Origin of the sequence: Pseudorhodoferax soli, from assembly GCF_003337555.1 — a bacterium.
Taxonomy (GTDB): Bacteria; Pseudomonadota; Gammaproteobacteria; order Burkholderiales; family Burkholderiaceae_C; genus Pseudorhodoferax; species Pseudorhodoferax soli.
The window spans coordinates 902,560-919,528 of the sequence record NZ_QPJK01000001.1 but is presented as its reverse complement, the minus strand read 5'-3'; the positions used below and the strand labels follow the sequence as shown (position 1 = coordinate 919,528).

The following is a 16,969-nucleotide window of genomic DNA, read 5'->3' as shown; positions in this document are numbered from 1 at the left end:
CATGAGCAACCCCCGCATCGCCGTGCTGCTCGGCGACCCCAGCGGCGTCGGCCCCGAGATGGCCGTCAAGCTGCTCGCGCGTGCGCGCAACCGGCAGCAGGCCGACATCCTGCTGATCGCCGACGGTGCGGCGCTGGCGTCGGGCCAGAGCATCGCCGGCGAATCGCTCGACGTGCTGCGCGTGGACCACCTGGACGCCGTGCGCTACGAGCCCGGCCGCATCACGCTGCTGGACTGCGACGGCCTGGAAGGCCAGCCCCCGGTGCTGGGCGAGTCCAACGAGGCCTCGGGCCGCGCCAGCATGCGTGCGCTGGACCTGGCCATCGATGCGGTGTCTGCGGGCCAGGCGGGGGCCATCGTGTTCGCGCCGCTCAACAAGCATTCGCTGCGGCTGGGCGGCCTCGCGCAGGAGGACGAGCTGCGCCACCTGCAGGAGCGCTTCGGCGTGCGCAGCTTCACGAGCGAGTTCAACCTCACGGGTGCGCTGTGGACCTCGCGCGTCACCTCGCACATCCCGCTCAAGGACGTGGCCGCGCACATCACGGGCGAAGGCGTCTGCGATGCCGTGCGCTTGATCGACGCCGCATTGCGCCGCGCAGGCATCGCCAGGCCGCGCATCGCGGTCTCGGGCCTCAACCCGCACGCCGGCGACGGCGGCTCCATCGGCATGGAGGAGATCGAGATCATCGCGCCGGCCGTGCAGAGCCTGCGCGCCGAGGGCCTGGACGCCCGCGGCCCCTACTCGCCCGACACCGTGTTCATCGGTGCGCGGCGCGGCGATGTGGACGCCGTGGTCTCCATGTACCACGACCAGGGCCAGATCGCGATGAAGCTCATGGGCTTCGAGAAGGGGGTGACGCTGCACGGCGGGCTGCCCGTGCCCGTGGCCACCTCGGCCAGCGGCAGCGCCTTCGACATCGCGGGCCGCGGCATCGCGCAGATCGACGGGCTGCAGGAAGCCTTCGACCTGTGCGTGCGCATGGCCGCGACGCGCTGACTCAGTCCACGCTGGCGCCGGATTCCTTGACGACCTTGCCCCACTTGGCGGTCTCGGCCTTGATGAAGGCGGCGAATTGCGCGGGGGTCTCGGCCACCACGTCGCCACCCTGGGCGGCGATCTTCTGCTTCACGTCGGGCTGGTTCAGCACCTTGACCAGCGCCTTGCTGAGCTGGGCCACGATGGGCGCAGGCGTGGCGGCGGGGGCGAACAGGCCGAACCACGAGGTCGCCTCGTAGCCCGGCACGCCGGCTTCGGCGATGGTCGGCACGTCCGGCAGTTCAGGCGAGCGCTTGGCCGTCGTCACGGCGATGGCGCGCAGCTTGCCGGCGCGCACGTGCTGGATGGCCGAGGGCATGTTGTCGAACATGATGGCGATCTGGTTGCCCAGCAGGTCGTTCACGGCCGGTGCGCTGCCCTTGTAGGGGATGTGCACCATGTCGACCTTGGCCATGGACTTGAACAGCTCGCCCGACAGGTGGATGGAGCTGCCGCTGCCCGAGGAGCCGAAGTTGATCTTGCCCGGGTTGGCCTTGGCGTAGGCGATCATTTCGGGCACCGTCTTGAACGGCTGCGCCGGGTGGGCGACCAGCAGGTTGGGCACGTTGGCCACGCGCGAAAGCGGCGCGAAGTCCTTGATCGGGTCGAACGGCATCTTCTTGTACAGCGCCTCGTTGATGGCGTGCGTGCCCACCGTGCCCATGAACAGCGTGTAGCCATCGGCTGGCGCCCGTGCGGCCAGCTGGCCGCCGATGTTGCCGCCCGCGCCGGCGCGGTTGTCGATGATGACGCTCTGGCCCAGTTCGGCCGTGAGCGCCTGGCCCACGATGCGCGCCAGGATGTCGGTGGTGCCGCCGGCCGAGAACGGCACGATCATGGTGATGGGCTTGTTCGGATAGGCCTGGGCGGCGGCCGGCAGCGGCAGCAGGGTGGCGGCAGCGGCTGCGGCGAGCGAGGCCAGGGCCAAACGGCGAGTGGAAACGTGACGTTGCGTCATGGTGTGCTCCTTGGAGATGAAAAGGACGCCGGCCACCGCCCTGCAGGGCGGTGGCCGGCAGGAGAAGGTTCAGACGGGCGCGACGCCCAGGGTGGTGCCGCCGCACACGTACAGCACCTGGCCGGTGACGAAGCCGTTGGCAGGCGCCAGGAAGAACAGCACGGCGCGCGCCACGTCTTCGGGCGTGCCCATGCGGCCGACCGCGATGCTCTTCAGGATGCGCTCGGTCTGCGGCGCGCCTTCGGGGTTGCTCTTGCGGAACAGATCGGTGGCGATGGGGCCGGGGCCGATCGCGTTGACGGTGATGCCGTCCGCGCCCAACTCCATGGCGAGTGTGCGCGTCATGCCGATCAGGCCGGCCTTGGTGGCCGAGTAGACGATGCGTTCGCCCTTGCCCAGCGCCGCGCGCGAGGACATGTTGACGATGCGGCCTTCGCCGCTGGCGCGCAGCGTGGGCAGGAAGGCCTGCACGAGCAGCATGGGCGCGCGCAGGTGCAGGCCCACCACGTCGTCCAGCTGGCCGGTGGTGGCCGTGTCGATGGTGCCGGGCCGTGTGGCGCCGGCGTTGTTGACGAGGGCGGTGACGTTGAAGCGCGCGGCGATGTCCTGCGCAGCCTGGCGCGTGGCGGCTTCGTTCGTCAGGTCGGCCTGGAACGACTGCAGCAGCGGGTGGCTCCAGTCGGGCGGCGCGTAGTCGAGGTTGACCACCGCGCGGCCCTGGCCGAGCAGGGCTTCGGCGATGGCGCGGCCGATGCCGTTGCTGGCGCCCGAGACGACGGTGACGGGGGTGTTGCTGTCCATGCTCACACCCGCTCCAGCACCACGGCGATGCCCTGGCCCACGCCGATGCACATGGTGCACAGCGCGTAGCGGCCGCCCGTGGCGTGCAGGCGGTTCACGGCCGTGGTGGCCAGGCGGGCACCGCTGGCACCCAGCGGGTGGCCCAGCGCGATGGCGCCGCCCCAGGCGTTGACGCGCTCGTCGTCGTCCTGCAGGCCCAGCATGCGCAGCACGGCGATGCCTTGCGCGGCGAAGGCTTCGTTGAGTTCGATCACGTCCAGCTGCGCGAGGGTGAGACCGGTCTGGGCCAGCACCTTCTGCGTGGCCGGTGCCGGGCCGATGCCCATCACGCGCGGCGCCACGCCGGCCGTGGCCATGCCGACCACGCGGGCGCGCGGCGTCAGGCCGTTCTTCTTGGCCTGCGCTTCGCTGGCCAGCAGCAGCGCGCAGGCGCCGTCGTTGACACCGCTGGCGTTGCCGGCCGTCACCGTGCCGTCGGGCCGCACCACACCCCTGAGCTTGGCCAGGGCTTCCAGACTGGTGTCGCGCGGGTGTTCGTCCTTGTCGACGACGATGGCGTCGCCCTTCTTCTGCGGGATGGTCACGGGCGTGATCTCGCGCGCCAGGTGGCCGGCCTGCTGCGCAGCGACGGCCTTCTTCTGGCTGGCCAGGGCCATGCGGTCCTGCGCGGCGCGCTCGATCTTGTAGTCGTCGGCGACGTTCTCGGCCGTTTCGGGCATGGCGTCCACGCCGTACTGGGCCTTCATCAGCTTGTTGACGAAGCGCCAGCCGATGGTGGTGTCGTAGACGGCGTTGGCGCGGCTGAAGGCGCTCTCGGCCTTGGGCATCACGAAGGGCGCACGGCTCATGCTCTCGACACCGCCGGCGATCAACACGCCGGCTTCGCCGGACTTGATGGCGCGTGCGGCGGTGCCCACGGCGTCCAGGCCCGAGCCGCACAGGCGGTTGATGGTGGCGCCGGCCACCTCGATCGGCAGGCCGGCCAGCAGCGCCGACATGCGGGCCACGTTGCGGTTGTCTTCGCCGGCCTGGTTGGCGCAGCCGTACAGCACGTCGGCGATCTGCTCCCAGTCGACCTCGGGGTTGCGCGCCATCAGCGCGCGGATGGGGATCGCGCCGAGGTCGTCCGCACGCACGGAAGACAGTGCGCCGCCGTAGCGGCCGAAGGGCGTGCGGATGGCGTCGCAGATGAAAGCGTGTTGGCTCATGGGATCAGTCCTTGAGGAGGGGCAGGCCGACCAGCTGTTCCAGCTCGGCGTGGGACAGGCCATCGACGGCGGCCACCACGCGCACGCCCTCGGGCGTGATGGCGAACGTGGCCAGGTCGGTGTAGATGCGCTTGACGCAGGCCAGGCCGGTGAGGGGGTACGTGCACTGCGGCACGATCTTGCTGACGCCCTGCTTGGTCAGCAGGTCCATCATGACCCAGGTCTGCTTGGCGCCGATGGCCAGGTCCATGGCACCGCCCACGGCGGGAATCGCGCCGGGCTCGCCCGTGCTCCAGTTGGCCAGGTCGCCCGAGGCCGAGACCTGAAAGGCGCCCAGCACGCAGATGTCCAGGTGGCCGCCGCGCATCATCGCGAAGCTGTCGGCATGGTGGAAGTAGGCGCCGCCCGGCAGCAGCGTGACGGGCTGCTTGCCGGCGTTGATGAGGTCGTAGTCCTCGCTGCCCGCGGCCGGCGCCGGGCCCATGCCCAGGATGCCGTTCTCGCTCTGCAGGATGACCTCGCGGCCGTCCGGGATGTGGTTGGCCACCAGCGTGGGCTGGCCGATGCCCAGGTTCACGTAGGCGCCGTCGGGGATGTCCTGCGCGACCAGGCGGGCCAGCGCGTCCTTGCTGCGTTTGGTGTAGGCCATGTTCATGCCGCCTTCTTGAAGCCGGCGGCCTGGGTGGCCACGCGGTCGATCTTGACGATCTTGCTGACGAAGATGCCCGGGGTGACGATGGCCTCCGGGTCCAGCGTGCCGAGTTCGGCGATCTCGTGCACCGAGGCGATGGTGCGGCGCGCGGCCATGGCCATCACGGGGCCGAAGTTGCGTGCGGACATGCGGTAGGTGAGGTTGCCCCAGCGGTCGCCGCGCTCGGCCTTGATGAGGGCCACGTCGCCCTGGATCGGGTACTCCAGCACGTAGTGCTTGCCGTTGATCTCGCGCGTCTCCTTGCCCTTTGCCAGCTCGGTGCCGTAGGCCGTGGGGCAGAAGAAGGCGCCGACGCCGGCACCGGCGGCGCGCATGCGCTCGGCCAGGTTGCCCTGGGGCACGATTTCGAGCTCGATCTTGCCGCTGCGGTACAGGCCGTCGAACACATGGCTGTCCACCTGGCGGGGGAAGCTGCAGATGATCTTGCGCACGCGGCCGGTGGCCAGCAGCGCTGCCAGGCCGGTGTCGCCATTGCCGGCGTTGTTGTTGACCACGGTGAGGTCGCGCGCGCCCTGGGCGATCAGCCCGTCGATGAGTTCGCCCGGGATGCCGGCCGTGCCGAAGCCACCGATCAACACGGTGGACCCGTCGCGCACGTCCGCCAGCGCGGCGGCAACAGACTCTGCAATCTTGTCGATCACTGCATGCTCCTTGAAATTTGTTCTACATACGAACAAATGTTCGCTAAAAGAATTATATTCAGCGCCTCCATGGCCACAGAAAACCCTCAAGACACCTTGGCGACACCGCGGCCCGGCGACAGCTATGTGCAGTCCTTCGCGCGCGGGCTGGAAGTCATCCGTTCCTTCAGCGCCCAGGCGCCGCAGCAGACGCTGAGCGAGGTGGCCGCGCGCACCGGCCTCACGCGGGCGGGTGCGCGGCGCATCCTGCTGACCTTGCAGGCGCTGGGCTATGTGGAGACCGACGGGCGGCAGTTCCGGCCCACGGCGCGCATCCTGGATCTGGGCTTCGCCTACCTGTCCTCGCTGCCGATCTGGAACCTCGCCGAGCCGGTGATGGAAGACCTGGTGGAGCGGGTGCGCGAATCGAGTTCGGCCGCCGTGCTCGAGGGCCTGGACGTCGTCTATGTGCTGCGCGTGCCCACGCACAAGATCATGCGGACCAACCTCGGCGTGGGTTCGCGGCTGCCGGCCTTCTGGACCTCGATGGGCCGCGTGCTGCTGGCCACGCTGCCCGAGGAAGAACTGCAGGCGCGCCTGGCCCGGTTGACGCGCGAGCGCCATACGGCCCACACGACGCTCGACGACGCCGGCCTGCTGGCGCGCATCCGCGAGGTGCGCCAACAGGGCTGGTGCGTGGTCAACCAGGAACTCGAAGAGGGCCTGATCTCGATCGCCGCGCCGCTGGTCGACCGCGCGGGCCGCACGGTGGCGGCGCTCAACGTGAGCGGACAGGCCAACCGCACGAGCGAGGCGGAGATGCGCGAGCAGATGCTGCCCGCGCTGCTGGCCGCGGCGCAGGCCATAGGCCAGAGGATGCTGCGCAGCTGAGCTGGTCGTTCGGTCAGGGGCTGGCCGCGTGCCCCGTGTCCGTGCCTTCCGGATGCTCGGGCGCCGCGTGGCCCGCGATCACGCCCAGTGCGCGCAGCTTGGCGATGGCTGCCTGGTCGAAGCCGGCTTCGCGCAGCAGCGCCTCGTTGTGCTCGCCCATGCGCGGGGCGGCGCGGTGTGGCAGCGTGCGCCCGCCCACGCGGATCGGGTTGGCGATCATGCGGGCGCTGCGGCCGTCGCCGTAGTCGTAGTCGACCACGCCCTCGCGCTCGTGCACGAAGGGGTTCTGCAGCGCCTGCGCCACGTCGAACACCGGTGACACGGGCACCTTGCCCGAGAGCCGCTCCAGCCACACGGCGGTGGGCTGCTGCATCAGCGCGGCGTCCAGCAGCTCCTGCACCTGGCTGCGGTTCTTGAGGCGCGCAGCGAAGGTGGCCAGCTGCGGATCGTGTTCCCATTCCGGATGGCCCAGTTCGCGCGCCAGCAAGGGCCAGAACTTCTCCTTGTTGCACATGATGAAGAGCCAGCCGTCCTGCGTGCGGTAGAGCTGGCTGGGCACCAGGCTGGGGTGCCCGCTGCGCGCGGTGCGGCCGGTGACCACCTCGGCGTTGAGGTACCAGGTGCCGGGGTAGTTGAGGTTGTGCAGCGCCACGTCGAACAGCGAGGTGTCCACGTCCATGCCCTCGCCGCTCTCACGTGCCTTGACGACGCCGGCCAGCAGGCCGAAGGCTGCGGCCAGCCCGGTCATGAGGTCGACGATGGACAGGCCGTAGCGCGTGGGCGGGCCGTCGGGCTCGCCGGTCAGCGAGAGGTGGCCGGCCTCGGCCTGCATCAGGTAGTCGTAGCCGGGCCAGGCCTTGCGCGAGCCGCTGCGCCCATAGGCCGACAGGTGGGCGCAGACCAGGCGCGGGTTGGCGTCCTTCAACTGGGCGTAGGTCAGGCCGAGTTTTTGCGGCAGGTCGCCGCGCAGGTTGTCGAGCAGCGCGTCGGCGCTGGCGGCCAGCTTGCGCAGCACGGCCATGCCTTCGGGCTGCTTCAGGTCGAGCGTGAGGCTCTTCTTGTTGCGGTTGAAGGTCTGGAAGAAATGGCTGTCGTCCGCGCCGAAGAAATGCGGGCCGACGTGCCGGCCCACGTCGCCGCCGTCGTGGTGGTTCTCGATCTTGATGACTTCTGCCCCCAGGTCGGCCAGGTACGAGGTGCCGAACGGGCCGGCGCCGTACTGTTCGACGGCGAGCACGCGGAGGCCGGCAAGCGGCAGGGCAGGGGTTTCGGTCATGGTGGCGCGGTCCGGTTAATTGTGCGGACAATTGTAGGGCTGCAGCCCGCCCCAGCGCAACAGCCGTGCGGCCGAACGCCTACTGCTTCAATTCCATGCGGTAGCTGAAGCGGTCGCTCGGGTGGATGTTGTCGGCCACCTCGACCAGATCTCCCGCATCGCTGTAGTAGCGCCGCACGATGCGCAGCGCGGGCGCGCCGGGCTCGCACTGCAGGCTGGCGGCATCGTCGGCAGCCAGCACCACGCCCTGCAACTCCTGCTCCACGCGCTGGATGGACAGCTTGTACTCGCGCTCGATCAGCGCGTAGACGGCGGTGTTGCGCCCGCGCAGCTTGGCCTCGATGTCCTTGAGCATCGGGTTCAGGAAGATCCGCGTGATGCAGATCGGCCGCGCCACCTTGCGCGCGTTGGCCGCGCCGGGGTGGTCGTGGCGCAGGCCCACGGCCAGCACCCACTCCTGGCCCGGTTCGGCACCGAACTCCTGTGCCTGCGCGCGGTTCAGCGCGATGCGGCCCACGTAGAGCATGCGCAGTTCGGTGTCTTGCGCGTACTGGAACAGGTCGGTCAGCGAGCGGGCGTCGTGCTGGTAGCGCGCGTCGCCCGGCTGGGCGATCACGACGGTGCCCACGCGCTGGCGCCGGGTGACCAGGCCGGCGGTGGACAAGAGCCGGATCGCCGCGCGCGCCGTGAAGCGGCTGATGCCGAACTGCTCGCACAACTCGACTTCGGTGGGCAGCCGCGCCCCGACGGGGTAGCGCCCGTCGGCGATGGCGCGGCGCAGTTCTCCCGCGATGCGCTGGTAGATGGGCTGGCCGCCGGTGCCCGGCTCGGTGGCGTCGGCGTCGTCGGCAGGCGGTGTCGTGGTCGGGGGCGGCATGTCGTTCTTGGTGCGGCGCATGCGGCAAGTCTGCACCACTTCGCGGTGGCTCCCAGCGGTTGACATGGCTTCCGCCCTCCGCTAATAATGTCCGGACAATAAAGCATCTAAGCGATTGAAAGATGCGTTCAATTCCAGGACCACCTCAGCAAGGGCAAGCCATGACGACCGAGACAACCCGCAGCGCCGCCGACGAGCACGAATTCGTGGACGCCGTGGAGGCGTGGGCCGAGAAGGAATTGCGGCCCGTGGCGCGCAAGTACGACCTGGCCGACGAGTACCCGCACGAGATCGTCGAGCAGATGAAGGAGCTGGGCCTGTTCGGCGCCACCATCGGCGAGGCGTACGGCGGCCTGGGCCTGTCGGCGTGGACCTATGCGCAGATCGTCATCAAGGTGGCGTCGGTCTGGATGGCGCCCTCGGGCATCTTCAATTCGCACCTGATCATGGCGGCGGCCATCGAGCGCAACGGCACCGATGCGCAGAAGGCGGCCTACCTGCCGCGCATGGCCAGCGGCGAATACCGCGGCAGCATCGGCCTGACCGAGCCCAACGCGGGCTCGGACCTGCAGGCGATCCGCACGGTGGCCAGGCGCGATGGCGAACACTACGTCGTCAACGGCAGCAAGACCTGGATCACCAACAGCATGCACGGCCACGGCACGCTGCTGCTGGTCAAGACCGATCCGCAGGCCGAACCGCGCCACAAGGGCATGAGCCTGTTGATCGCCGACAAGGGCCCCGGCTTCAACGTGGTCGGCAAGCTGAAGAAGATGGGCTACCGCGCCATCGACACCTGCGAACTCACCTTCGAGGACTACCGCGTCCCCGTCGGCCAGCTGCTGGGCGGGGTCGAGGGCAAGGGCTTCGTGCAGACCGCGGGCGGCCTGGAGCTGGGCCGCATCAACGTGGGCGCGCGCGGCGCCGGCATCGCGGAGGGCGCGTTCAAGCATGCGCTGCGCTACGCGCAGGAGCGCGACGCGTTCGGCAAGCCGATCTGGCAGCACCAGGCGATCCAGCTCAAGCTGGCCGACATGGCCACGCAGGTGGAGGGCGCCAAGCTGCTGCTGCAGCAGGCCGCCACCAAGTACGACCGCGGCGAGCGCTGCGACCTGGAAGCCGCGATGGCCAAGCTGGCGGGCTCGGAGGCCGGCGCCGAGTGCGCCCAGCAGGCCATGCGCATCTTCGGCGGCTACAGCTACTCGGTGGAGTACGAGATCGAGCGCTACTACCGCGACGCCATGCTGATGTGCATCGGCGAAGGCACGAACGAGATCCTGCGCCAGGTGATCGCCAAGCAGCTGGTCGACCGCCACCGCATCTGAACCCCGTCCATCTTCAGGAGACATCCCATGCAATCCGCCATCGAGATCGCCCCGCAACGCTACCGCGCCTCCTACGGCCGCTACCTGGAAGACTTCAAGGTCGGCGACATCTACGAACACCGCCCGGGCCGCACGATCACCGAGAACGACAACATCCAGTTTTCGCTGGTCACGATGAACGCGCACCCGATGCACTGCGACAAGCACTTCGCGGCGCAGAGCGAGTTCGGGCAGCTGCTGGTCAACAGCGGCCTGTCGCTGGCCATCGTGCTGGGCATGACGGTCAACGACATCAGCGCCAAGGCCATCGCCAACCTGGGCTGGAAGGAAATCAAGCTGACGGCCCCGGTGTTCTGCGGCGACACGCTCTACGCCGAGTCCGAGGTGCTGGAGGTGCGCGAATCCAAGAGCCGGCCGACGCAGGGCATCGTGACCACGCGCACGCGCGGCCTGAACCACCAGGGTGTGCAGGTGATGGAGTTCATCCGCATGTCGCTGATCCCCAAGCGCGGCCACGGCGTGGGCGATTGACCCGGTTCGAAGACATCCAGCAGGAGACAAACATGAGCACGATCCGCAAGGCCCTAGTGGCCGCTTCCGTGTGGCTGACGGCGGGGTTGGCGCTGGCCGCCTATCCTGACAAGCCGATCCGCCTGGTGGTCGGCTTCCCGCCCGGCCAGGCCACCGACCTCGTGGCGCGCACGGCCGCCAGGAAGCTGCAGGAGGCGCTGGGCCAGCCCGTGATCGTGGACAACAAGCCGGGCGCGGCCGGCATCATCGGCTCGGACCTCGTGGCCAAGTCGGCACCCGACGGCTACACGCTGGTGGTCGGCTCCAGCGGCACCATGGCCATCAACCCCAGCCTGTATTCCAAGCTGCCCTACCACCCGCTGAAGGACTTCGAGCCGGTCAGCATCCTGTCGGTGGTGCCGCTGTTCCTGGCCGTGAACCCGGCGTTCCCGGCCAAGACAGCGGCCGAACTCGTGCAGCAGGCCAAGGCCGCGCCGGGCAAGATCAACTTCGGCTCGGGCGGCAGCGGCGTGACCAGCCACCTGACCATGGAACTGCTCAAGCACTCGCTGGGCATCGACCTCACGCACGTGCCCTACAAGGGCAGTCCGGCGGCCGTGACCGACCTGGTCGGCGGGCAGATCAACACCATGATCGACACCGGCCCGGCGCTGCTGCCGCACATGCGCACGGGCAAGCTGCGCATCCTGGCCGTGGCCAGCGAGAAGCGCAACGCCGCCGCGCCCGATGTGCCTACCATGGCCGAGGCGGGCCTCGGAAACTTCGTCGCGCCGGCATGGGTCGGCCTGGCGGCGCCCAAGGGGACCCCGAAAGAGATCGTCGAGGCGCTGCACAAGGCGCTGGTGGCGAACTGGCGCGACGCGCCCGATGTGCGTGAGCAGCTCAACGGCCTGGGCGCCGAGCCGGCCGTCAACACGCCGGCCGAGTTCACGAAGTACATCCAGAGCGAGATCGACAAGTGGGCGCTGGCCGTCAAGCTGTCCGGCGCGAAGGTGGATTGAACGCATGACGCCGCCCCTGATCTCTGCCGAACTGGCCGCCTTCGCCACCGGCTTCACGCTGGACGCCGTGCCCGCAGAGGTGCGCGAGCGCGCGCGCCACCTGATGCTGGACGCACTGGGCATCGGCCTGGCGTCCACGCAATGGGACTTCGCACGCACCACGCTCGCGGGCTTGCGCGAGCTGGCCGGGCCGGGGGGCGACGTGCCCGTCATCGGCCACGGCCAGATGCTGCCGCTGCGCGATGCGGTGGTGATGAACGCGCTGTTGATCCACGGCCTGGACTACGACGACACCCACCCGGCTGGCGTGATCCACGCCACCACCTCGGTGCTGCCGGCCGTGCTGGGCCTGGGCACGCGCCTGGGCAGCAGCGGCCGCGATCTGCTGGCCGCCTACGTGCTGGGCATGGAGGCGGCCACGCGCATCGGCGCGGCGGCGAAGAGCGGTTTCCACCAAATCGGCTTCCACCCGACCGGGTTGGTCGGCACCTTCGGCTGCACGCTGGCGGCGGGCCGGCTGCTGCAACTGGGCCAGCGCCAGCTGGTCGATGCCCAAGGCATTGCGCTGTCGGTGGCCTCTGGCAGCCTGGAGTGCCTGGAAGACGGCGCCTGGACCAAGCGGCTGCACCCCGGCTGGGGCGCGGCCAGCGGCATCACGGCGGCCACACTGGGCAAGCATGGCTTCGTCGGGCCGGGCGCAGCCTACGAAGGCCGCTTCGGCTTGTACGCCAGCCACCTGGGCCCGGAGCTGCTGGCCAAGGCCGACCTGTCCATGGTCACGGCCGGGCTGGGGGAGGTTTGGGAGGTCATGAACGTCGCCGTCAAGCCGGTGCCGGCGTGCCACTTCACGCACGCGTTCGCCGATGCGGCCAGCATCCTGTCGAAAGACTGGAACGGCGCGCCGATCCGGCGCATCGTGGCGCGCGTGCCCACGGGTGCGATGAAAGCCGTTTGCGAGCCGATCGACAAGAAGCTGCGCCCAGCCAACGCGTACGACGCGCAATTCAGCGTGCCCTATTCGGTGGCCACGGGGCTGCGCTTCGGCCGCTTCACGCTCGACGCGTTGGACCCAGCCGCCTACCAGGACCCGGAGACCTTGCGGATCGCCGCGCTGGTCGAATGCCAGAGCGACCCGGACGCCGATTTCCCCCGCTACTTCGGCGGCGAAGTCATCGTCGAGCTGGTCGATGGCCGGACGCTGCGCCACCACGAGCCCATCAACCGCGGCGCGGCAGGCCGGCCGATCTCCAACGCCGACATCGTGGCCAAGTACCACGACAACGCCGCGCGCGCGGTCGACCGCGCCCATGCCGACCACCTCCTCCATGCGGTGCTGGGCATCGAGCAGGGCGAGGCCGCGGCGCTGGCGCAGGTGCTGGGCCGGGCGGCGCAGGGGCGTTGAGTCGAATGGGCGTCAGGGCGCGCCCGGCTCGCCCGCTACAGTCGGCGCCCATGGAAGAACAACGATGACCGGCCCCTGGATGACCCTGGCCATCACGCTGGCCGTGCAGGCCATGGTGTCGATGGCCTTGCTCACCCTGCCGGTCATGGCGCCCGTGGTGGCATCCGCACTGGGCGTGTCGGCCGCGCTGGTCGGTGTCTACGTGGCCCTGGTCTATGCCGGCGCCATGGCCGCAAGCCTGGCCGCCGGTGCGGCCGTGGCCCGCTTCGGCGCGATCCGCGTGAGCCAGGCGGGCCTGGTGCTGTGCGCGGCTGGCCTGGCGCTGTGCGCCGTGCCGCACGCGGCCGCCAGCGCGCTCGGCGCCGTGCTGATCGGCCTGGGCTACGGCCCCATCACGCCCTCGAGCTCGCACCTGCTCAGCAAGAGCACGCCGGCGCACCGCATGTCCCTCGTGTTCTCGGTCAAGCAGACCGGTGTGCCGCTGGGCGGCATGCTGGCCGGCGCCCTGGTGCCCAGCCTGATGCTGCTGCTGGGCTGGCAGGGTGCGCTGCTCGCAGCGGCCGCAGCCAACCTGGTGTGCGCCGTGATCGCCCAGCCGTTGCGGGCCGAACTCGATGCCGACCGCCGGACCGACAAGCCGATGGCGCTGGGCAACCTCGCGCAGCCGATCCGGCTCGTGCTCGGGCATCCAGCACTCAAGATGCTGGCGGCCTGCTCCTTCGTGTTCTCCATCGCCCAGCTCTCGCTGACGACCTACCTCGTGACCTACCTCAACGAGGGCCTGGCCTATGGGCTCGTGGCCGCCGGGCTGGCCTTGTCGCTGGCACAACTGGGCGGTGTCGTGGGCCGCATTCTGTGGGGCTGGGTGGCCGACCGCGGCATGGGCGCGCGCCGCATGCTGGCGCTGCTGGCCGCCGTGATGGCGCTGGGCAGCGCCGCGACGGCGCTGTTGTCACCGGCACAGCCGCAGTGGCTGGTGCTGGTCGTGCTCGTGGTGTTCGGCGCCTCGGCCATCGGCTGGAACGGTGTCTACCTGGCCGAGGTGGCGCGCCAGGCACCGCCGGGGCTGGCCGGCGTCGCCACGGGTGGCACGCTGGCATTCACGTTCTTCGGGGTGGTGCTGGGGCCCCCGGTGTTCGGGGCCTTGTCGGCCTTGTTCGAGACCTACCGCGCGGGCTATCTGGCGCTGGCGGTGCCGACCGGCCTGTGTTGCGTGGCGCTGTTGCGCGCCAGGCCGTCGGCGCAGGCCACCGATGGCGGCCGCTGAGCGCAAGCTGGTGCGTGCGCGGTTTGGTTCAGGCCTGCTTGCGCCGTGCGCGGGCCGCCAGGCCGATGCCGCCGGCGAGCAGCAGCGCCAGCGACGAGGGCTCCGGCACTTCGTTGTCGCGCTCGGTGATGATGGCGAGCGACTGGATGCCGGCATCGTCCTGCTCCAGGAAGCGGATGTCGTAGCGGGCCGAACGGTAGCTGGGCGAGATCGATGCGAAGTTGTCGTAGACGTCGCTCATGATCAAGGTGTACAGGGCGTAGGAGCCGTTCGGATCGCTGTCGTACTCGTTGGGCTGGATGCCCATGCTTGCACGCGTGCCGTCGAAGTCCGTGATCTGCCAAACAGCCTTGTTCAAGCCGTAGCCGGCAGCCGCTCCGTAGCTGCCCTGCATCAGGGAGGCGTAGTAGCCGTCGACCACGTAGTGCAGCAGTGCGGTGGCCATGTCGATGGTGCCGGGGCTTCTGAGAAACGGCGCGAAGGAATCGGTCAGCGTGTACTGGTAGGCGGCGGTCCAACCCGGAAATTCTGCCGAGTGCTCTACGCAGATGGCGAACAAGGTGTCCGGCAGCGTTTCCGTGCCGGACACGGTGGTGACACCCGTCATGTTGCCCATGTACCCCAGGAAGTAGTTCGTCGGTGTCATGGTGCCCTGGACGACGGTCGCGCCCGCAGGGGCGGCAAGACAGGCGGAGAGGGCGGCGGCGGTCAGGATGCTTTGCAGGTTCATTGGGGTCTTTAAAAGCGCACAAAAGGGACTTGAAGCATACAAAGAGGGGTGCATTACTTTTGTGTGGAATTTGGTGTTCCATCTGTGCGGCAGCCCGCCAGATGTGACTTAATTACGAAGTTGACTGTATGCAATTCATGAGGGAGTGATTCCAGAATGCAAGAACGCAGCTACCTGTTCGTGCCCGGCGACCGACCCGAGCGTTTCGACAAGGCATTGGCCAGTGGTGCCCACGCCGTCATCCTGGATCTGGAAGATGCCGTGCAACCCGAGCGCAAGCCGCAGGCGCGTGAGGCCGTGCGCCAGTGGCTGGCGCAAACCACCCAACCGGTCTGGGTGCGCATCAACCCGGCAGACACGTCGTGGTTCGCGGAGGATTGCGGCCTGCTGGACGCACCCATGGTGCGTGGCTTCATGGTCCCCAAGGCCCAGGACGCCGACGGGCTGGCACAGCTGGCCGCGCGGCTGCGCCAGGACCAGTGGCTGATCCCGCTCGTGGAGACGGTGGCCGGGTGGTTCGCTGCCCAGGCCATCGCGCGCGTGCCGCGCGTGCTGCGGCTGGCCTTTGGCTCGGTGGACTTCATGTCCGACTCGGGCATCCAGGGCGAAGGCGAGGAGATGAACAGCGTGCGCACGCAGGTCGTGTTGGTGTCGCGCCTGGCCGGCATTTCGGCGCCGATCGATGGCGTGTCCGTGGCCATCGACGATGCCGCCCAGCTCGACAGCGATGTGCGGCGTTCGCGCCGCTTCGGCTTCGGTGCCAAGCTCTGCATCCATCCCAAGCAGGTGGCCGGTGTGCACCAAGGATTTGCGCCCACGGCCGCCGAAGTGGCCTGGGCCGAACGCGTGGTCGCGGCGCTGGCCGCCGGGCCACTCGGTGCGGTCACGGTCGACGGCAAGATGGTGGACAAACCCATCGCGCTGCTCGCGCAGGCGATCCTGGCGGAAGCGCGTTGAAGCGGGCGTCCACGCGCTGAGCGCGGGCGCCTGCCTTGTGTCGCTCAGGCGAGCGGCTTGAGCAGGACGACGAGAGCGCCGGCCCCGCCTTCGTCGGCGCGGGCCTGCACGAAAGCCAGCACCTCCTGCTTCTGGATCAGCCAGGCCTGCACCTTGGACTTGAGCACGGGCACGCGGCCGGGCGACCCCAGGCCCTTGCCGTGCACCACGCGCAGGCAGCGCAGGCCCTGGCGGTGGGCATCCCGGATGAAGGCGGACAGGGCCTCGCGTGCGTCCTCGCGGCGCATGCCGTGCAGGTCGAGTTCGCGCTGCAGGCTCCATTCGCCCTTGCGCAGCCGCCGCGTCACGTCCATGCCGACGCCGGGGCGACGAAAGCTCATGGCGTCGTCCACGTCCAGCAGCGTGGTGGCATCGAACTCGTCGCTGAGGCTTTCCTGCAGCACGCGCTGGTCGTCGAGCTGCTGCTGCACCGGAATCGGCGCGGGCAGCTCGGGTGCCAGCCGCACGCGCGGTGGCTGGCGCAGCGGCACCACGGGGCCGGCAGCGTTGGCGAACAGGTTGCGCTCGGCTTCGGCGCGGCGCCGGGCCTCGCGGCGGGCGGCCTCGCGCTCGGCCGCCAGGCGCTGCTGTTCGACAAGGTGGCCGCGCAGGGGGCCCAGGTCCTGCAACGAGCGGGCCCTCACAGCAGCCCCCGTTCGGCGAGCGACAAGGCCTGGCCTGGCGCCACGATCACATGGTCGAGCACGCGCACGTCCACCAGGGCCAGCGCGGCCTTGAGCTGCTGCGTCAGCAACTCGTCGGCGCGTGAGGGCTCGGCATTGCCGCTAGGGTGGTTGTGCGCCAGCACGACGGCTGCCGCGTGGTGGGCCAGCGCGCGCACCACCACCTCGCGCGGGTAGATGTGGGCCTGCGCCAGCGAGCCGCGGAAGAGTTCCTCGAGTGCGATGAGCCGGTGCTGGCTGTCCAGGAACACCACGGCGAAGACCTCGTGCGGACGGCCGGCCAACTGCAGCTGCAGATAGTCCTTGATCTGCTGGGGCGCGTTGAACAGCGGCCGCTCGCGCAACTGCTGGGTCAGCACGCGGCGCGCCAGCTCCAGCACGGCCACCAGTTCGGCACGCTTGGCCGGGCCCAGACCCTTGATGCGGGCGAGGTCGGCGGCGGTCATGTGCAGCAGGCCGGCCAGGCCGCCAAAGCCCAGCGGCGGTGGCGCGAGCAGTTCGTCGGCCATGCGCAGCACGCTCTTGCCCTGGATGCCGGTGCGCAGCAGCAGGGCCAGCAATTCGGCATCGGCTAGCGCCTGCGGCCCGCGTGCCAGCAGCTTTTCGCGCGGCTGGGCATCGGTGGGAAGGTCTTTCAGCGCCATGGCGGGGACCC

At 69.6% G+C, this 16,969-nt stretch carries 18 protein-coding genes; 8 read left to right on the top strand and 10 right to left on the bottom strand.

All coding sequences use genetic code 11. The features are described from left to right. Position 1: 1 nt before the first annotated feature. The gene (locus tag DES41_RS04195) at positions 2 to 997 is read left to right on the top strand and encodes a 4-hydroxythreonine-4-phosphate dehydrogenase PdxA (protein WP_245965557.1); all 996 of its coding nucleotides are present in this window, start codon (positions 2 to 4) and stop codon (positions 995 to 997) included. 1 nt (position 998) lies between these two features. Here the strand turns inward: DES41_RS04195 and DES41_RS04190 are convergent, their stop codons facing one another. The 5 genes from DES41_RS04190 to DES41_RS04170 form a co-directional block, all read right to left on the bottom strand. Beyond that, positions 999 to 1,994: a tripartite tricarboxylate transporter substrate binding protein gene (locus DES41_RS04190; RefSeq protein ID WP_114466820.1), complete on the bottom strand. Its 996-nt coding sequence runs from the start codon at positions 1,992 to 1,994 to the stop codon at positions 999 to 1,001. Positions 1,995 to 2,063: 69 nt separating this feature from the next. Further along, positions 2,064 to 2,795 carry an SDR family NAD(P)-dependent oxidoreductase gene (locus DES41_RS04185; RefSeq protein ID WP_114466175.1) on the bottom strand — a complete coding sequence of 244 codons (732 nt, stop codon included), beginning with the start codon at positions 2,793 to 2,795 and terminating at the stop codon, positions 2,064 to 2,066. 2 nt (positions 2,796 to 2,797) lie between these two features. Then, entirely contained in the window at positions 2,798 to 4,003 is a 1,206-nt protein-coding gene (gene pcaF, locus DES41_RS04180) for a 3-oxoadipyl-CoA thiolase (RefSeq protein WP_114466174.1), read from the bottom strand. Between the two features lie 4 nt (positions 4,004 to 4,007). Continuing rightward, positions 4,008 to 4,652, bottom strand: a complete 645-nt coding sequence (locus tag DES41_RS04175) for a 3-oxoacid CoA-transferase subunit B (protein WP_114466173.1) — start codon at positions 4,650 to 4,652, stop codon at positions 4,008 to 4,010. A 2-nt stretch (positions 4,653 to 4,654) separates the two neighbouring features. Continuing rightward, on the bottom strand, positions 4,655 to 5,356 hold the full coding sequence (locus DES41_RS04170; protein ID WP_114466172.1) for a 3-oxoacid CoA-transferase subunit A: 702 nt from the start codon (positions 5,354 to 5,356) through the stop codon (positions 4,655 to 4,657). Positions 5,357 to 5,425: 69 nt separating this feature from the next. Between DES41_RS04170 and DES41_RS04165 the strand changes: the two genes are divergently transcribed. Further along, positions 5,426 to 6,226 (top strand): IclR family transcriptional regulator domain-containing protein, encoded by an 801-nt coding sequence (locus DES41_RS04165; RefSeq protein ID WP_114466171.1) that lies wholly within the window; start codon positions 5,426 to 5,428, stop codon positions 6,224 to 6,226. Positions 6,227 to 6,239: 13 nt separating this feature from the next. On the opposite strand, the gene DES41_RS04160 is transcribed toward DES41_RS04165, so the two are convergent. After that, positions 6,240 to 7,502, bottom strand: a complete 1,263-nt coding sequence (locus tag DES41_RS04160) for a CaiB/BaiF CoA transferase family protein (protein ID WP_114466170.1) — start codon at positions 7,500 to 7,502, stop codon at positions 6,240 to 6,242. A 79-nt stretch (positions 7,503 to 7,581) separates the two neighbouring features. Further along, positions 7,582 to 8,400: a GntR family transcriptional regulator gene (locus DES41_RS04155; protein ID WP_170168091.1), complete on the bottom strand. Its 819-nt coding sequence runs from the start codon at positions 8,398 to 8,400 to the stop codon at positions 7,582 to 7,584. 140 nt (positions 8,401 to 8,540) lie between these two features. Between DES41_RS04155 and DES41_RS04150 the strand changes: the two genes are divergently transcribed. The 5 genes from DES41_RS04150 to DES41_RS04130 all read left to right on the top strand — a co-directional run bounded on the left by DES41_RS04150 (position 8,541) and on the right by DES41_RS04130 (position 13,905). Next, positions 8,541 to 9,704: an acyl-CoA dehydrogenase family protein gene (locus tag DES41_RS04150; protein WP_114466168.1), complete on the top strand. Its 1,164-nt coding sequence runs from the start codon at positions 8,541 to 8,543 to the stop codon at positions 9,702 to 9,704. 27 nt (positions 9,705 to 9,731) lie between these two features. Beyond that, on the top strand, positions 9,732 to 10,235 hold the full coding sequence (locus DES41_RS04145) for a MaoC family dehydratase (protein WP_114466167.1): 504 nt from the start codon (positions 9,732 to 9,734) through the stop codon (positions 10,233 to 10,235). Between the two features lie 32 nt (positions 10,236 to 10,267). Further along, entirely contained in the window at positions 10,268 to 11,236 is a 969-nt protein-coding gene (locus DES41_RS04140; protein ID WP_114466166.1) for a Bug family tripartite tricarboxylate transporter substrate binding protein, read from the top strand. A gap of 4 nt (positions 11,237 to 11,240) precedes the next feature. Beyond that, a complete protein-coding gene (locus DES41_RS04135) occupies positions 11,241 to 12,638 on the top strand; it encodes an MmgE/PrpD family protein (protein WP_114466165.1) in 1,398 nt (465 codons plus the stop codon). Positions 12,639 to 12,702: 64 nt separating this feature from the next. Beyond that, complete coding sequence (locus DES41_RS04130; RefSeq protein ID WP_114466164.1) at positions 12,703 to 13,905, top strand: MFS transporter; 1,203 nt, start codon at positions 12,703 to 12,705, stop codon at positions 13,903 to 13,905. A gap of 28 nt (positions 13,906 to 13,933) precedes the next feature. On the opposite strand, the gene DES41_RS04125 is transcribed toward DES41_RS04130, so the two are convergent. After that, a complete protein-coding gene (locus tag DES41_RS04125; protein WP_170168090.1) occupies positions 13,934 to 14,635 on the bottom strand; it encodes a PEP-CTERM sorting domain-containing protein in 702 nt (233 codons plus the stop codon). A 156-nt stretch (positions 14,636 to 14,791) separates the two neighbouring features. Between DES41_RS04125 and DES41_RS04120 the strand changes: the two genes are divergently transcribed. After that, complete coding sequence (locus DES41_RS04120) at positions 14,792 to 15,592, top strand: HpcH/HpaI aldolase/citrate lyase family protein (protein WP_114466162.1); 801 nt, start codon at positions 14,792 to 14,794, stop codon at positions 15,590 to 15,592. A gap of 44 nt (positions 15,593 to 15,636) precedes the next feature. Here the strand turns inward: DES41_RS04120 and DES41_RS04115 are convergent, their stop codons facing one another. After that, positions 15,637 to 16,275 (bottom strand): Smr/MutS family protein, encoded by a 639-nt coding sequence (locus DES41_RS04115; protein ID WP_114466161.1) that lies wholly within the window; start codon positions 16,273 to 16,275, stop codon positions 15,637 to 15,639. Then, positions 16,272 to 16,958: a RadC family protein gene (gene radC, locus DES41_RS04110; RefSeq protein WP_114466159.1), complete on the bottom strand. Its 687-nt coding sequence runs from the start codon at positions 16,956 to 16,958 to the stop codon at positions 16,272 to 16,274. The genes DES41_RS04115 and radC overlap by 4 nt, the downstream gene beginning before the upstream one ends. Between the last annotated feature and the right edge of the window lie 11 nt (positions 16,959 to 16,969).

Coding starts and splice junctions, on each gene's coding strand:
- DES41_RS04195 (WP_245965557.1), top strand. CDS start 2: ATGAGCAACCCCCGCATCGCCGTGCTGCTCGGCGACCCCAGCGGCGTC.
- DES41_RS04190 (WP_114466820.1), bottom strand. CDS start 1,994: ATGACGCAACGTCACGTTTCCACTCGCCGTTTGGCCCTGGCCTCGCTC.
- DES41_RS04185 (WP_114466175.1), bottom strand. CDS start 2,795: ATGGACAGCAACACCCCCGTCACCGTCGTCTCGGGCGCCAGCAACGGC.
- pcaF (WP_114466174.1), bottom strand. CDS start 4,003: ATGAGCCAACACGCTTTCATCTGCGACGCCATCCGCACGCCCTTCGGC.
- DES41_RS04175 (WP_114466173.1), bottom strand. CDS start 4,652: ATGGCCTACACCAAACGCAGCAAGGACGCGCTGGCCCGCCTGGTCGCG.
- DES41_RS04165 (WP_114466171.1), top strand. CDS start 5,426: ATGGCCACAGAAAACCCTCAAGACACCTTGGCGACACCGCGGCCCGGC.
- DES41_RS04160 (WP_114466170.1), bottom strand. CDS start 7,502: ATGACCGAAACCCCTGCCCTGCCGCTTGCCGGCCTCCGCGTGCTCGCC.
- DES41_RS04155 (WP_170168091.1), bottom strand. CDS start 8,400: ATGCGCCGCACCAAGAACGACATGCCGCCCCCGACCACGACACCGCCT.
- DES41_RS04150 (WP_114466168.1), top strand. CDS start 8,541: ATGACGACCGAGACAACCCGCAGCGCCGCCGACGAGCACGAATTCGTG.
- DES41_RS04145 (WP_114466167.1), top strand. CDS start 9,732: ATGCAATCCGCCATCGAGATCGCCCCGCAACGCTACCGCGCCTCCTAC.
- DES41_RS04140 (WP_114466166.1), top strand. CDS start 10,268: ATGAGCACGATCCGCAAGGCCCTAGTGGCCGCTTCCGTGTGGCTGACG.
- DES41_RS04135 (WP_114466165.1), top strand. CDS start 11,241: ATGACGCCGCCCCTGATCTCTGCCGAACTGGCCGCCTTCGCCACCGGC.
- DES41_RS04130 (WP_114466164.1), top strand. CDS start 12,703: ATGACCGGCCCCTGGATGACCCTGGCCATCACGCTGGCCGTGCAGGCC.
- DES41_RS04125 (WP_170168090.1), bottom strand. CDS start 14,635: ATGAACCTGCAAAGCATCCTGACCGCCGCCGCCCTCTCCGCCTGTCTT.
- DES41_RS04120 (WP_114466162.1), top strand. CDS start 14,792: ATGCAAGAACGCAGCTACCTGTTCGTGCCCGGCGACCGACCCGAGCGT.
- radC (WP_114466159.1), bottom strand. CDS start 16,958: ATGGCGCTGAAAGACCTTCCCACCGATGCCCAGCCGCGCGAAAAGCTG.